The organism is Kitasatospora sp. NPDC088783, assembly GCF_044750705.1.
In the GTDB taxonomy this organism is placed as follows: domain Bacteria; phylum Actinomycetota; class Actinomycetes; order Streptomycetales; family Streptomycetaceae; genus Kitasatospora; species Kitasatospora fiedleri.
The window spans coordinates 1-14,101 of the sequence record NZ_JBIVKJ010000001.1 but is presented as its reverse complement, the minus strand read 5'-3'; the positions used below and the strand labels follow the sequence as shown (position 1 = coordinate 14,101).

Below are 14,101 nucleotides of genomic sequence, written 5' to 3'. Positions count from 1 at the left end.
TGATGCGGGTCGTGGTGGCACCGGACTCGTTCAAGGGGACGATCGACGCGGCGGACGCGGCCGGTGCGCTGACCGCCGGGTGGCGTTCGGTGCGCGGGTGGGACGAGCTGCGCTGCCTGCCGATGGCGGACGGGGGCGAGGGCACCCTCGCGGCGGTCGTCTCGGCGAGCACCGGCACGAGCACGAGTACCGGCACGAGCACCGGCACGAGCACCGACACCGACGCGGAAGCGGCCCCGGGCGCGGGCGCGGGCGCGGGCGTGCGGCTGGTCGAGGTGCCGCACGTGAGCGGGCCGGACGGCCGGCCGGTGCGGGGGCGGTTCGCCCTGCTGCCGGACGGGACGGCGGTGGTGGAGCTCGCGGTGGCCAGTGGACTGCCGCTGCTGGGCGGCCGGTTGCGCCCGCTGACGGCCACCACCCGGGGCACCGGGGAGACCGTCGCGGCCGCCCTGGACGCCGGTGCCCGGCGGCTGGTGATCGGCCTCGGCGGGTCGGCGTCGACCGACGGCGGCTACGGGCTGCTGGCCGCGCTCGGCGCGCGGCTGCGGGACGGCGCGGGCCGGGTGCTGGACGACGGTCCGGCCGGTCTCGACCGGGCCCTGGAGGCGGCCCGGGTGCTCGACCGCTCCGCGCTGCGGACGGCGCCGCCCGGCGGGGTGGTGCTGCTGACCGACGTGACCAACCCGCTGCTGGGCGGGCGCGGCGCGGCGGCCGTGTACGGCCCGCAGAAGGGGGCCGGTGAGCCCGAGGTCGCCCTGTTGGAGCGGCGGTTGGCGCGGCTGGCCGAGCTGCTGGGCGGCGACCCGGCCGCGCCGGGCGCGGGGGCGGCCGGTGGCACCGGGTACGGCCTGGCGGCCGGCTGGGGCGCGGTGGTCGAGCCCGGTGCGGCGGCGGTGGCGCGGTTGCTGGGGCTGCCCGCGGCGGTGGCCTCGGCCGACCTGGTGATCACCGGGGAGGGCCGGTTCGACGCGACCAGCCTGCAGGGGAAGGCGGTCGGCGAGGTGGTGCGGCTGGCCTCGGCGGCCGGGGTCCCCTCGGTGGTGGTGGCGGGTGCGGCGGACGCCCCGGAGGTGCTGACGCTCTCCGCCCTGGCGGGTTCGTCCGCCGCCGCCTGCCGGGAGCCGGCGCACTGGCTGTACCGGGCCGGCGCCGTCCTGGCGGCCCGCTGCGGCACACCGGCCGGCCCGTCCTCCGGCCCGTCGGTCTGCACACCAGCCGGCCCGTCGGTCGGCACACCAGCCGGCCCGTCGGTCGGCACGCCGGTCGGCCCGTCGGTCGACTCCTGACCGACGCGCCCGCACGGCACCCGCTGCGCCCTCCCCGCACCGAAAGCAGCCGGGGCCGCTCCCCCTCGCGGGAAGCGGCCCCGGCCGGTGTCACGGGTCGGCGAACGGCCGGTCGGCCCGTCAGCCGAGCAGCCGCAGCTTCGCGGTGGCGCTGTAGTTGGCGGGCAGGGTGATCGCCGGGTCGGTGTAGTTGCCCCAGGCGAGGTCGGGGTAGTTGAGCTTGGAGCTGATGACGAGGTTGACGCCGGGCAGGGCGGCGTAGGGGTCGGGGGTGATGACCTCGAAGGCGTCGAGCACGACGTAGGTGTCGGAGGACGAGGCGTTCTTGGTGCCGGTGACCTTGATCTTCACCGTGTGGAGGCCGTTGGTGAGGCCGGTCTTCTCGAAGACGGTCTGGGCGAACTGCTTGCCGGCGGCGTACAGGTCGACCTGGGTGGGGGTGCCGCCGTCGACGGAGATCTCGGCGATGCCCTGGTTGGAGCTCTTGGGGGCGATCACCCGGATGCCGGTGCCGCGGAAGGTGGTGGTGGCGGTGTCGCCGTTCGTCCGGCTGAAGGACTCGGTGCGGGCCAGGTCGCCGGAGGTCCAGGACTGGGTGGCGTCGCCGTGGGTCCAGGTGCCGGTGTAGGTGACCTGGCCGGAGGCGTCGTCGATGATCGAGCTGACCACCTTGAAGGCGTCGATCAGGGCGTAGGTGCCGCTGGAGGCGGTGTTCTTGGTGCCGGTGCACTCGACCTTGACGGTGTGCTGCCCGTAGGGGAGGTCGGCGCTGCGGAAGACCAGCTGGGCGGGGATCTTGCCGGGGCCGTAGAGGTCGACGGTGGCGACCTGGGTGCCGTCGATGGAGATCTTGACGATGCCGAGGTTGTTGGCGCGGGCGGAGTAGAGGCCGACGCCGGTGCCGGTGAAGGTGAGCTGGGCGTTGGCGCCGGTGGCGCTGCTGAAGGACTCGGTGGAGAAGAGGTCGCCGCCGGTGTAGCTGCTCGACGGGTCGGCGTGGGTCCAGGCGCCGGTGTAGACGATCTGGGACGAGGAGTCGTCGATGACGGCCGGGGCGGCGGGTTCCAGGCGGACCGAGTCGCTGCCGTCGGACTCGACCTGGGCGCCGGGGCCGGAGGCTCCGGCGGTGGCCTTGGCGAGGCGGACGTTCGCCTTGGTGCTGCGGAAGTCGTTGGTCCAGTGGGCGGCGCTGTCCTTGCCGAACAGGAAGTAGCTGTGGGTGTCCTGGGACCAGGGCCAGGTCGGTGCGGTGCGGTAGCCGTCGGTGCCGGAGGCCCGGGTCCTGGTGGCGGTGCCGGCGGCCCGGCCGATGTGGTCGTCGGGGTAGACCGTCCACTGGGCGTCGCGCTGCCAGTTCAGGGTGTCGGTGCCCTCGGCGAGGGTTTAGCGGATGCCGACGTCGCTGGGCGAGCCGGCGGGCGGGTTGGCGATGGTGTAGGTGGTGGTGAGCAGGCCGCGGCCGTCGATGGCGATCTTGACGGTGGTGTTGATCGAGCCGAACTGGCCGGTGAGGGTGACCACCGCCTGGCCGCCGGTGGTGGTGACGGCGGCCGAGCTGCCGGTCCACTGGCCGGGGGAGGTGCGGGAGATGACCAGGTCGGGGCCGCCGGTGAGGACGGTGGCGCTGCCCGCGGTGGCCTGGACGAGGCGGGCGGTGGCCTTGTCGAAGACGACGGTGAAGGGGGTGTCGACGCCGGTGACGGTGATCCGCCCGGCGGCGTCCTGGACGGTGGGGGTGGTGCCGCCGGGGGCGGGGAAGCTGGGCGTGGTGCGGGTGTTGAGCCACAGGCTGTAGTCGTCGACCAGGGCGCCGGAGCGCGAGAAGGTCAGCCGCAGCGCGTCGCCCGCGGACCAGGCGCCGGCCGGGACGGTGAGCGTGCCGCTCTGCCGGGCGGGGACGCCGACGCCGGTGAGGGTGCCGGACCGGCTGCCGATCTTCCAGGTGATGGTCAGTTCGGAGAGGTCGGTGTGGTCGTACCAGTTGGTGACCGGCACCGGGATCGCCCCGCCGGGGGTGAGCCCGGTCAGCACGCCGTCGGCGATCCGCACCGGCGAGAACGCCTTCTTGGTCAGCCAGAACTCCGGCTTGCGGCGGCGCCACAGGTCGATGACGCCCCACTCGCCGTAGCCGATCGGCCCGGAGTCGAGGTGGAAGACCTCGTCGATGGCCGCCCAGATCGCGCCGCCGACCACGCCGCTGGTGGTGCGGAACTTCTCGGCGTGCTTGGCGATGCTGTGGCCCCAGAAGTCCCGGGCGCCGGGGTCGACCTGCAGGGTGCCGGTGTTGTAGCACGGCACGTGGGAGAACTCGCCGTACTGGACGGGCTGGTTGGCGTTGCCGTTGGAGTTGGTCAGGGTCGGGTAGTGGCCGCTGTAGACGTCGGTCTGGGTGCCGCCGTTCTTCTGGCTGACGTCCTCGAAGACGGTGGGCCGGGACGGGTCGGTCTGGTGCGAGTAGGTGTTCTCCTGGGCGAAGTTGGTGCCCATCCCGCTCTCGTTGCCGACCGACCACTCCACCACGCAGGCGTGGCTGCGGTCGCGCTCCAGCATCTCGGCGTACTGCGTCATGTACTGCTCGGTGTAGTTGGCGTCGTCGACGGTGTTGTACTGGAAGCAGACCGGCGCCTCGACCTCGACGTACAGGCCCAGCCTGTCGGCCCACTCCAGCAGGGCGGGGGTCGGCGGGTAGTGCGAGGTGCGGATGAAGTTGCAGTTCGCCTCCTTGTAGAGGCGGGCGGCCTGCTCCTCCTGGGCGGGGGTGGTGGAGCGGCCCAGGGTCTCGGTGATGCTGTGGTGGCAGACGCCCAGCAGGTGCACCGGCTTGCCGTTGACGAGCAGCTGGTTGCCCTGGACCTTGACCTGCCGGAAGCCGATCTGCCGGGTGACGGTCTGGGTCTGCCCCTGGGCCTGGAAGGTGGCCTTGAGGGTGTAGAGGTCGGGGTGCTCGGCGTCCCACTTGCGCGGGGCGGTGACCGGGATCGCCACCGAGGTCTGCGGCGCGGTGGCGCTGACCGTGAGGGTGGCCGGGGAGAGCGCGACCTGCTGGCCGTCGGGGTCGGTCAGGGTCAGGGCGACGGTGCCGCTGGTGCCGGCCGGCAGCAGCGCGGCGGCGGCGGTGACGGTGAGGGTGGCGTTGGTGTAGGAGGAGTCGAACGTGGTGTCGGCGTGCAGCCGGGTGAGGTAGGCGGCGGGCAGCGCCACCAGCGTCACGTCGCGCAGGATGCCGCCGATGACGTGGTGCGCGTAGTCGGACTGCCCGGCGATGCTGGTGGGCCTGTCGGTGACGCCGAGGGTGACGGTGGCCTGCTGGCCGGGGGTGACCAGCGAGGTGATGTCGGCGTACCAGGTGGTGAAGCCGCCGTCGTGGGTGCGCACCAGGGTGCCGTTGACCCACAGCCGGGCGTAGTTGTAGACGCCGTCGAAGCGCAGCAGGACGCGGCGTCCGGCGTAGTCGGCGGGGACGGTGACCTGGACGGAGTAGGCGCACTCGGTGCCGGACTTGACGTCCTGGCTCTGTAGGGCGGGCTCGCCGGGGACGGTGACCTGCGCCCAGGACGAGGTGTCGGTGCCCGTGGTCCAGAACGAGGCGGGCGGGGTGGTGGTGTAGCGCCAGCCCGAGGTGATCGGCAGCCGGGGGGTGGCGACCCCGGAGACGGTGTCGGGCAGCGGCGGGATCTCGGGGGTGGCGGTGGCCGCGCCGGCGGGGGCGGCAAGGAACAGGCCGCCGGTCCCGACGGCGGTGAGCAGTCCGGCGGCGGCGAGGCCCTTCAGCGCGGCGCGGCGCGAGAAGCCGCCACCGGTGGAGTCGGACGGGGTGGGGGCGGTGTGGCGGGGTGGCGTCACCGGCGTGCCTTTCTTAGCAGCTAAGCTTCTAAGCAGATATAAGGGGACGCGGGCCCCGGCGGCAATACCCCGCGCAGCAGATGTTTCCGGCGGATTTCCGCCAACCCGCCACCCGCCCGCCGCCGTTTCCCGCCTCCCGCCCGCTGCCGGACCGCCGGCTCCCGCCGCCGACTGCCGCCCTGGTCGGAACGCGTGCGGGCATGCCGACGACCGCCGCGGCAGGTCGTGCGGCGCGGCGGTCGGCGGTGGAGCTCCCCCGGGGTGCGGGGGTGGTCGGCGCAGGCGTCGGGACAGGCGTCAGCGCAGGCGTCAGTGCAGGCGGAAGGCGGCGGCGGGGGGTGCCGCCGCGTCCACGGGGACGGCGAGCACCGACCCGGCGGGGCCGACGTCGCCGCTCAGGCCCTGGCGGGCGGTGGTGACCAGCAGCAGGCCGCCCTCGGGGCGCAGGCAGACCGAGGTGGGCCGGGGGGTGGGCAGGCGCAGGACGTCGAGCAGGGCGCCGTCGGGGTGGTAGCGGTGGACGGCCGCCCCGTCCCAGACGGCCACCCACAGGCAGCCTTCGGTGTCGACGGTCATGCCGTCGGGCGCGCCGGCGGCGAGTCGGGTGAACTCCTCGGTGCCGGTGGGCTCCCCGTCCGGGTCGAGGGTGAGGCGGTGGATCGTGCCGAGGGCGCTGTCGGCGAGGTAGAGCACGGTGGCGTCGGCGTTGAAGGCCGGGCCGTTGGCGACGGTCAGCCCGCTCAGCACGCGGTGCACCGAGCCGTCCGGGTCGGTGCGGTAGAGCGAGCCCGCGCCGGGGACGGCACCGCCTTCGGACATGCTGCCCGCCCAGAAGCGGCCGGCCGGGTCGCAGACGCCGTCGTTCATCCGGACCGGGAACGGGCGTCCGTCCTCGGGCCGGGCCAGCCAGCGCACCAGCCCGTGCGGGGTGAGCAGGGCGATGCCCGTCCCGGCGGCGGCGATCCAGTGGCCGGGGCGGTCGGCGAGCGGCGCGACCGCCCCGAGCGGGACGTCCAGGCGCAGCAGTTCCCGGGGGGTGTGCGGGGTGGCGGGCGGGAGTTCGAGCAGCCGTCCGGTCGGGATGTCGACGAAGACCAGCCGCCCGTCGACCCAGCGGGCGCCTTCGGCGAGCTCGTGGTCGCCGGGGGCGTGGACGGTGCGGGGGGTGGGTTCCGGTGCCATGGGCGGTCTCCGGGTTCAGCGCAGGGTGGTGCCGGCGGGCCGGTCCAGCAGGTCGAGGTCGTCGCGGACGGGCAGGCCCTCCCAGTCGCCGCGGGTGGCGACGGCGAAGGCGCCGGTGGCGGTGGCCCGGTGCAGGCGGGCCGCCGGGTCGAGCCCGTCGAGGGTGGCGGAGAGGTACCCGGCCACGAAGGCGTCGCCGGCGCCGATCACGTCCGCGACCGGCACCCGGCGGGCCGCGGCGGTGACGGTGCCGTCGGCGGTGGTGACGCCGGCGCCGTCCGCGCCGCGGGTGAGGACCACCTCGCGGCGGCCCTGGGCGAGCAGTTCGGCGACCGCGTCGTCCTCGTCGAGGCCGGGCCGGTCGCAGACCAGGTGCAGTTCGTCGGCGGAGGCGACCAGGATGTCGGCGAACCGGGCCAGGGGCCGCAGGACCTTCCCGGCCCGGTCCGGACTCCACAGCCGGGCCCGGTAGTTGACGTCCAGGCAGACCAGGATGCCGAGCGTGCGGGCCCGTTCGGCGGCGGCCAGGACCGCCTCGGCGGCGGTCCCGCTCAGCGCCGGGGTGATGCCGGTCAGGTGCAGGATCCGCACGGCGGGGTCCAGCGCGGGCAGGACGTCGTGGTGCCGGAGCGCGGACCCGGCGGAGCCCGCCCGGTAGTAGCCGACCCGGGCCAGGTCGCCGATGCCGTTCTCGCGGACCAGCAGGCCGGTGGGCCGCCCCTCCCGGTCGGTGCGGGCGTGGGTGGTGTCGACGCCCTCGGCCCGCAGGGTGCGCAGGACCAGTGCGCCGAACGCGTCGTCGCCCACCGCGCCGACCCAGGCGGCCCGGTGGCCGAGCCGGGCCAGGCCGATGGCGACGTTGGACTCCGCACCGGCCACGGACAGCTCCATCGCGGGGCCGAGCTTGATCGGGCCGGTGGCCCGCAGCGCGGCCATCGCCTCCCCGACGGTGACGACCTCGGGCGCGGTGGCGGCGCTCACGCGGCGGCCTCCTCGGCGAGCGCGGTGCGCCAGGCGGCGATCCGGGCCCGCAGCGGGCCGAGGTCGCCGGTGTCGGCGGCGTCGCCGATCAGCGGGGAGCCGACGCCGACGGCGACCGCCCCGGCGGCCAGGTAGGCCCGGGCGGCGCCCGCGTCGACGCCGCCCACCGGGACGAACGGGACGTCCGGGAAGGGGGCGCGCAGGGCGGCGAGGTAGTCGGGGCCGCCGAACGAGGCGGGGAAGAGCTTGACGGCGGTGGCGCCGTGCTCGACGGCGTCCATCACCTCGCCCGGGGTGAGGGCCCCGGCGAGGAGGGGCAGCGCGAAGGGCGCGGCGCGGCGCAGGTCGGTGCCCAGGCCGGGGGTGACCAGGAAGTTCGCCCCGGCGTCGGCGGCGCGGGCGGCGGCGGTGGCGGTCAGCACGGTGCCCGCGCCGAGCAGGGCGTCGGGGCCGAGTTCGCGGCGGGCTCGGTCGATCACCCAGGGGGCGTCGGGGGTGGTGAACGACACCTCGGCGGCGGTGATGCCCTCCTCGGCGAGGGTGAGCACCGTGCGCAGCGCGGCGTCGCGGTCCTTCCCGCGCACGATGGCGATCGTCCGGTACGGCAGGTCGGTGAGCATGGCGGGTCCCTTGGGTGGTGGCGCGGTGGCGGCCGGGGCCGGGCGGCGGGTGCGGCCGGAGGGTGGCCGGGGGCGGGCCGGGCGGTCGCGGACTGGCCGGGCGGTCGCGGGCGCGGCGGACCGGTGCGGGCCGGTCGCGGTGCGGGCCGGTCGCGGTGCGGACGGGGCACGGGAGGCCGGGCCTGGATGCCGGGCCCGCCGGTGCGCTGGGGTGCACCGGTGGGCCCGACCCCCTACTTATAGCTGCTTAGCAGCCTAGTTGCCAAGGGGCCTGCCCCGCGACGACAGGGCGCACGGTCGGCCGGGCGCGCAGTCGGCGGCGCTCACAGCAGGCCGAGGTCGCGGCTGGTCTCCTCCAGGTGGCCGGTCATGGCCGCCGAGGCCCGTTCGGCGTCGCCCGAGGTGATGGCGTCCAGGATGAGCCGGTGGGCCTCGACCGTGTCGCCCTGGCCGCTGCCGCGCCGCTGCCGGCCGCGGTAGCTGGCGCGCCGGGCCTCCAGCAGGGCGCCGTTCATGGCCGCCAGGATGAACGAGAAGACCTCGGAGGAAGCCAGTTCGGCCACCGCCTGGTGGAAGGCCAGGTCGGCGGCGACGAACGCCTCGCTGTCCGCGGCCGACTCGCGCATCACCTCCAGGGCCCGCGCGGCCCCGGCGGCGGAGCCCTGCCCGGCGGCGATCCGGATCGCGGCGCGCCGGGCGAGCTCGCCCTCGATCACCCGGCGGGTGTCCAGCAGGTCGCGCACGTCCATGGAGTTCTGGTTGAGCCGGAACTCCAGGATCTGCCCGAGCACCGCCGGGCTGGGGACCGCGACCCTGGCCCGCCTGCCCTGGCTGGAGGCCAGCACGCCGCGGGCCACCAGGATCCGGATCGCCTCCCGGACCACCAGCCGGTTCACCTCGTGCCGCTCGGAGAGCTCGCCCTCGGAGGGGATCTCGTCCCCCTCCCGCAGCCGCCGCTGGGCGATCTCCCCGATGATCTCCCGGACGACGAGGTCGCTCAGGGTCTCCCTCGCGATGGTCATGAGGCCATTCCCCTTTCGTTCGAACGCGCCGGAGCGGGGCCCGAGCCTAGCTGCTAAGAAGTTATGAAGAGAAGCATTGACAGCTTAGCTGCTAGGTATCACGATCGATCCACATCCCCCGGCGGCCCACCGCCGCACCCGCCCCGGGTGCCGGCCCCGCCGTCCGCCGGCCCCCTTCCGCGGTCCGGACCCCGAGCACTTTCTGAGGAGGCGCGCACCGATGCGCCGACAGCACGCCGCAGCATCCCGCCAGGGCGGTCAGCCATGAGCCCCCTGCGCAGTTCCACCTGGTGGGACGACCCCGGCAAGGCGGGCTTCATCGCCCGCCACCACATGCGCCAGCTCGGCCTGACCCGCGACCAGCTGCGCGGCAAGCCCGTCGTGGGCATCTGCAACAGCTGGTCGGAACTGACCCCGTGCAACGCCCACCTGCGCACCCTCGCGGAGTCGGTCCGGCGCGGGATCACCGCCGCCGGCGGGCTGGCCCTGGAGTTCCCGACCATGTCGATCGGCGAACCGCTGATGCGGCCCACGTCGATGATGTTCCGCAACCTGATGAGCATGGACGTCGAGGAGACGATCCGGGCCAACCCGCTGGACGCGGTCGTCCTGCTCGGCGGCTGCGACAAGACCCTCCCCGCCCAGCTGATGGGCGCGGCCAGCGTCGACCTGCCCGCCATCGCGCTGTCCGGCGGCCCCATGCTCACCGGGCGCTTCCGCGGCAGGACGGTCGGCTCGGGCACCGACATCTGGAAGATGAGCGAGGACCTGCGGGCCAAGCGCATCACCCAGGACGACTTCGACGAGTTCGAGGGCTGCCTGGCCCGCTCGGCCGGCCACTGCATGACGATGGGGACGGCCTCCACCATGGGCTGCGTCACCGAGGCGCTCGGCCTGTCGCTGCCCGCCGCCGCCGCGCTGCCCGCCGCCGACGCCCGCCGCGCCCAGCTCGCCGAGCAGTCCGGCGCCCGCGCCGTCGAGCTGGCCCGCGAGGGACTGCGCCCCTCCGACCTGCTCACCCGGGAGGCGTTCACCAACGCCGTGGTCGTCAACGCGGCCATCGGCGGCTCCACCAACGCCGTCCTGCACCTGCTCGCCATCGCCGGCCGGGTCGGCGTCCCGCTGGCCCTGGACGACATCGACGAGATCGGCCGCCGCGTCCCGCTGCTGGCCGACCTGATGCCCAGCGGCCGCTTCCTGATGGAGGACTTCGCCTACGCCGGCGGCCTGCCCGCCCTGATGGCCGAGCTCGGCGACCTGCTGGACCTCGGCGCGCCCACCGTCACCGGCCGCACCCTGGGCGAGAACCTCGCCGGGCACCGGGTCTGGGACCGCGAGGTGATCCGGCCCCTGGACAACCCGGTGCAGAGCGCCGACAACGGCACCGCCGTGCTGCGCGGCAACCTGGCCCCCGGCGGCGCCGTCCTCAAGCAGTCCGCCGCCTCCCCCGCGCTGCTCCACCACCGGGGCCCGGCCCTGGTCTTCGACGGCATCGAGGAGTACCTGCGCGCCGCCGACGACCCGGAGCTGGCGGTCGACGCCGACACCGTCCTGGTGGTGCGCAACCTCGGCCCGCGCGGCTACCCGGGCATGCCCGAACTCGGCAACCTGCCGCTGCCCGCCAAGCTGCTCGCCCAGGGCGTCACCGACATGGTGCGGATCTCCGACGCCCGGATGAGCGGCACCGCCTACGGCACCGTCGTGCTGCACGTGGCGCCCGAGGCCGCCGTCGGCGGCCCGCTCGCCCTGGTCCGCACCGGCGACACCGTCGAACTCGACGTCGCCGCCCGCACCCTGCACCTGGACGTCGACCCGGGCGAACTGCTCGCCCGCCGCACCGCCTGGACGCCCCCGCCCCGCCCCGCCCAGGGCGAGCGCGGCTGGACCCGGCTGTACGTCGAGCGCGTCCTGCAGGCCGACCAGGGCGTCGACCTGGACTTCCTGGTCGGCCGCAGCGGCGACCAGCCCGGAAAGGCCCCCTTCTGATGAGCGCGACCGACCCGACCGACGCGACCGGCCCGGCCTCCACCGACCGGCCCGGGGCCGCGAGCCTGCTGCGCGGCGTCATGCCGGTGCTCGAAGTGCCGTTCACCGACGACGGCGACCTCGACCTCGAGGGCTTCGACCGGGTGGTGCGCCACGTCCTGGACACCGGCGTCAGCGCCGTCATGTTCCCCGGCTTCGCCAGCGAGTTCCACAAACTCTCCGACGCCGAACGGGAACTGCTCACCCACCGGCTGCTCGACCTGACCGGCGCCCGGCCCGACGTGGCCGCCGTGGTCTCGATCCCCGACCACGCCACCCGGCTGGCCGTCCGGCGCGCCACCGAGGCCGTCGGGGCGGGCGCGGACGCGGTCAACCTGCTGCCGCCGCACTTCCTCGGGCCGTCGGCCGCCGAGGTCCACCGGCACGTCACCGCGGTGCTGGCCGCCGTCGCCCCCGTCCCGGTGATCCTCCAGTACGCGCCCGCCCAGACCGGCTCCTCGTTCACCGCGGACGGGCTGCGCCGCCTGGCCGACGAGCACCCCAACCTGGTCGCGGTGAAGATCGAGACCGCGCTGCCCGGCCGCCTCGCCGAAGACCTGGCCGGCGGCACCCCCGCCCTGCGCGCCTTCGTCGGCTACGCCGGCCTGCAACTGGCCGACGGCCTGCGCCGCGGCATCACCGGGGTGCAGCCGGGCTGTTCCTTCACCGAGGTCTACCAGCGGATATGGGAGCTCTGGCACGATGGGGCGCACGACGACGCCCTGCGGCTGCACGCCCGGCTCACCCCCTACCTCGCGTACTGGATGCAGGAGGTCGAGCTGATCATCGCGGTCGAGAAGCTGGTCTCGTTCCGCCGCGGTCTGATCGACAGCCCGTACTGCCGCCGCCCCGCGCGCGCCCTGGACCCGCAGGAGACCGCCGGCGTCGACCGGTTCCTCGCCGAGTTCGAGGAGTTCCTGCACCCCGTCCGGAACGGAAGCACCACATGATCGACCTCTCCGGCCACACCGTCCTCGTCACCGGCGCCGCCCGGGGCATCGGCGCCGCCATCGCGACCACCCTGGTGGGCGCCGGGGCCCGGGTCGGCCTGCTGGACATCGACGGCGACGGCGCCGCCCGGCTCGCCGACCGGCTCGGCCCGGCCACCGCCGCGGCCGCCTGCGACATCACCGACGAGGCGCGGGTCGCGACCGCCGTCGCGGCCCTGCGCGAGCGGCTCGGCCCCGCCACCGGCCTGGTCAACAACGCCGGCCGCAACTCCTACGCCGACCCGGTCGCCATGACGGTCGACCAGTGGGAGGAGGTGTTCGGCGTCGACCTCAAGGGCGCCTGGCTGGTGGCCCGCGCCGTCCTGCCCGACCTGCTCGACCGCGGCAGCGGCTCGATCGTCAACATCGCCTCCATGCACGCCTCGCTGACCTGCCCCGGCATGTTCCCGTACGCGGCGGCCAAGTCCGGCCTGGTCGGCCTGACCCGCAGCCTGGCCCTGGAGGTCGGACCCCGGGGCGTGCGGGTGAACGCGGTCAGCCCCGGCTACATCGAGACCGACCTGCTCGCCGAGTACTTCGCCCAGAACCCCCCGCAGGTCCGCCGGGAAGCGCTGGACAAGCACATCCTCGGCCGCCTCGGCACCCCCGGGGACATCGCCGCCGTGGTGGCCTTCCTGCTCTCCGACCTCTCCGGGTTCGTCACCGGCGCGGACTGGCCCGTCGACGGCGGCGTCTCCGCCCGCTTCGCCTGAGCGCCGCGCCACCGCCGCCGCCCGGGCCCCCGACCACCTTTCCCCCGTACCGCCCTTCCACTCAGCACCCCCACCCCTCCTGGAGCCGAACATGTCCCTCACCCCCACCACTCGGAGAGCCGCCGCCCTCGGCGCCGCCGCCCTGGTCGCCTCCCTCGCGCTGACCGGCTGCTCCACCGGCAAGGAGTCCACCTCCTCCGCCGGCAGCGTGGCCCCGGTCGACGGGAAGATCTCGTTGACGTACCTGCAGAAGCAGGGTGATCAGGAGTACTTCATCGGTGAGGCGGACGGTGCGAAGGCGAAGGCCGCGGAGTTGGGGATCGACCTGAAGGTCGTCAACCTGGGCAACGACGCGAACAAGACGATCAGCGAGGTGCAGTCGGCCATCGCGCAGAAGAGCAACGGTCTGATCATCGTGGTGCCGGACCCGGCGGTGGGCCCGCAGGTGGTGCAGACCGCGAAGGACGCGAAGGTGGCGCTGCTGACCTCGGACGACCAGATCTGCGCGACCGGCCCGGACCCGTCCTCGTGTGACAAGGCGGGGCTGATCGCGCGGATCGGGTTCTCGGGCCAGCAGATGGGCGGGGAGGTGGGCAAGCGGGCCGCGGAGGAGTTCAAGAAGGCGGGCTGGAGCGCGGCCGACACCCGGATCGTCTCGGCGTGGAAGCAGGACGTCACCGTGTGCGGCGACCGGGTCGGCGCGGCCGACGCGGCGTTCGCGGCGGCCGCGGGCGCGCAGGTGCAGAAGATCGACGTGGCCACCGACAACACGCCCACCGGTGCGCAGGACAAGATCGCCGCGACGGTGACCGCCAACGCGGGGGTCAAGCACTGGATCGTGTGGGGCTGCAACGACGAGAACGTGCAGGGCGGTGTGACCGCGCTGGCCAACGCCGGTTTCAAGGCCGACGACGTGATCGGTGTGGGCCTGGGCGCCTACCTGGCGTGCAAGGACTGGCAGAGCGCCGCGCCGACCGGGATGAAGGCGGCGCTGTTCATCAACGGCAAGGACGTGGGCGCGCTGGCCGTGCAGACCATGTACGACAAGCTCAAGAACGGCAAGGACTTCCCCGCCGAGGCGTTCGCCCCCACCACCATGGTCGACGCCACCACCTGGAAGAGCGCCGGCGCCTCCTGCAGCTGACGCTCCCCGCGTGACCGCCGGTGCGGCCCCGTGTCCACCCCTTCGCGGGCCGCACCGGCACCCCTTCTCCCCCCGCCCCACCGCCCAGACTCTCCAGCGAGGCCCGCCATGACCACACCCGCCGAGAGGCCGCCCTCCCCCGCCACCGGCAGCCCCGGCAGCGGCGCAGGCGTCGAGAACCTCGTCAAACGCTTCGATGCCGTGCAGGCTCTTGCCGGTGTCACCCTGGATTTCCCGGCCGGTCGGGTGACCGCGTTGATGGGGGAGAACGGGGCCGGGAAGTCGACCCTGTTGAA

General features: G+C 74.7%; 12 protein-coding genes. 6 read left to right on the top strand and 6 right to left on the bottom strand.

The genetic code is table 11. The annotated features are described in order from the left end of the window. The first annotated feature begins 2 nt into the window (after positions 1-2). Positions 3-1,286 carry a glycerate kinase gene (locus tag ACIP60_RS00060; RefSeq protein ID WP_400678532.1) on the top strand — a complete coding sequence of 428 codons (1,284 nt, stop codon included), beginning with the start codon at positions 3-5 and terminating at the stop codon, positions 1,284-1,286. 120 nt (positions 1,287-1,406) lie between these two features. Here the strand turns inward: ACIP60_RS00060 and ACIP60_RS00055 are convergent, their stop codons facing one another. The 6 genes from ACIP60_RS00055 to ACIP60_RS00030 form a co-directional block, all read right to left on the bottom strand. Further along, positions 1,407-1,955, bottom strand: coding sequence for a hypothetical protein (locus ACIP60_RS00055; protein ID WP_400678531.1), 549 nt, complete (start codon positions 1,953-1,955; stop codon positions 1,407-1,409). 714 nt (positions 1,956-2,669) lie between these two features. Next, positions 2,670-5,129, bottom strand: coding sequence for a glycoside hydrolase family 2 TIM barrel-domain containing protein (locus ACIP60_RS00050; RefSeq protein WP_400678529.1), 2,460 nt, complete (start codon positions 5,127-5,129; stop codon positions 2,670-2,672). Between the two features lie 309 nt (positions 5,130-5,438). After that, positions 5,439-6,311, bottom strand: a complete 873-nt coding sequence (locus ACIP60_RS00045; protein WP_400678528.1) for an SMP-30/gluconolactonase/LRE family protein — start codon at positions 6,309-6,311, stop codon at positions 5,439-5,441. Between the two features lie 15 nt (positions 6,312-6,326). After that, a complete protein-coding gene (locus ACIP60_RS00040) occupies positions 6,327-7,247 on the bottom strand; it encodes a sugar kinase (protein WP_400679888.1) in 921 nt (306 codons plus the stop codon). A 41-nt stretch (positions 7,248-7,288) separates the two neighbouring features. Beyond that, a complete protein-coding gene (locus tag ACIP60_RS00035) occupies positions 7,289-7,912 on the bottom strand; it encodes a bifunctional 4-hydroxy-2-oxoglutarate aldolase/2-dehydro-3-deoxy-phosphogluconate aldolase (RefSeq protein WP_400678526.1) in 624 nt (207 codons plus the stop codon). A 323-nt stretch (positions 7,913-8,235) separates the two neighbouring features. Beyond that, positions 8,236-8,934: a FadR/GntR family transcriptional regulator gene (locus ACIP60_RS00030; RefSeq protein WP_400678524.1), complete on the bottom strand. Its 699-nt coding sequence runs from the start codon at positions 8,932-8,934 to the stop codon at positions 8,236-8,238. Between the two features lie 264 nt (positions 8,935-9,198). Between ACIP60_RS00030 and ACIP60_RS00025 the strand changes: the two genes are divergently transcribed. From ACIP60_RS00025 to ACIP60_RS00005, 5 genes are all read left to right on the top strand, one after another. After that, positions 9,199-10,920 carry an IlvD/Edd family dehydratase gene (locus tag ACIP60_RS00025; protein ID WP_400678523.1) on the top strand — a complete coding sequence of 574 codons (1,722 nt, stop codon included), beginning with the start codon at positions 9,199-9,201 and terminating at the stop codon, positions 10,918-10,920. Then, positions 10,920-11,909, top strand: coding sequence for a dihydrodipicolinate synthase family protein (locus ACIP60_RS00020; protein ID WP_400678522.1), 990 nt, complete (start codon positions 10,920-10,922; stop codon positions 11,907-11,909). Before ACIP60_RS00025 ends, ACIP60_RS00020 begins: the two co-directional genes overlap by 1 nt. Then, complete coding sequence (locus ACIP60_RS00015) at positions 11,906-12,661, top strand: SDR family NAD(P)-dependent oxidoreductase (protein ID WP_400678521.1); 756 nt, start codon at positions 11,906-11,908, stop codon at positions 12,659-12,661. The genes ACIP60_RS00020 and ACIP60_RS00015 overlap by 4 nt, the downstream gene beginning before the upstream one ends. 91 nt (positions 12,662-12,752) lie before the next feature. Beyond that, positions 12,753-13,805 carry a substrate-binding domain-containing protein gene (locus ACIP60_RS00010; RefSeq protein ID WP_400678520.1) on the top strand — a complete coding sequence of 351 codons (1,053 nt, stop codon included), beginning with the start codon at positions 12,753-12,755 and terminating at the stop codon, positions 13,803-13,805. 108 nt (positions 13,806-13,913) lie between these two features. Then, positions 13,914-14,101 (top strand): ATP-binding cassette domain-containing protein (locus ACIP60_RS00005; RefSeq protein WP_400678519.1); only part of this gene is annotated, 188 nt, incomplete at its 3' end.

Coding starts and splice junctions, on each gene's coding strand:
- ACIP60_RS00060 (WP_400678532.1), top strand. CDS start 3: ATGCGGGTCGTGGTGGCACCGGACTCGTTCAAGGGGACGATCGACGCG.
- ACIP60_RS00045 (WP_400678528.1), bottom strand. CDS start 6,311: ATGGCACCGGAACCCACCCCCCGCACCGTCCACGCCCCCGGCGACCAC.
- ACIP60_RS00040 (WP_400679888.1), bottom strand. CDS start 7,247: ATGGCCGCGCTGCGGGCCACCGGCCCGATCAAGCTCGGCCCCGCGATG.
- ACIP60_RS00035 (WP_400678526.1), bottom strand. CDS start 7,912: ATGCTCACCGACCTGCCGTACCGGACGATCGCCATCGTGCGCGGGAAG.
- ACIP60_RS00030 (WP_400678524.1), bottom strand. CDS start 8,934: ATGACCATCGCGAGGGAGACCCTGAGCGACCTCGTCGTCCGGGAGATC.
- ACIP60_RS00025 (WP_400678523.1), top strand. CDS start 9,199: ATGAGCCCCCTGCGCAGTTCCACCTGGTGGGACGACCCCGGCAAGGCG.
- ACIP60_RS00020 (WP_400678522.1), top strand. CDS start 10,920: ATGAGCGCGACCGACCCGACCGACGCGACCGGCCCGGCCTCCACCGAC.
- ACIP60_RS00015 (WP_400678521.1), top strand. CDS start 11,906: ATGATCGACCTCTCCGGCCACACCGTCCTCGTCACCGGCGCCGCCCGG.
- ACIP60_RS00010 (WP_400678520.1), top strand. CDS start 12,753: ATGTCCCTCACCCCCACCACTCGGAGAGCCGCCGCCCTCGGCGCCGCC.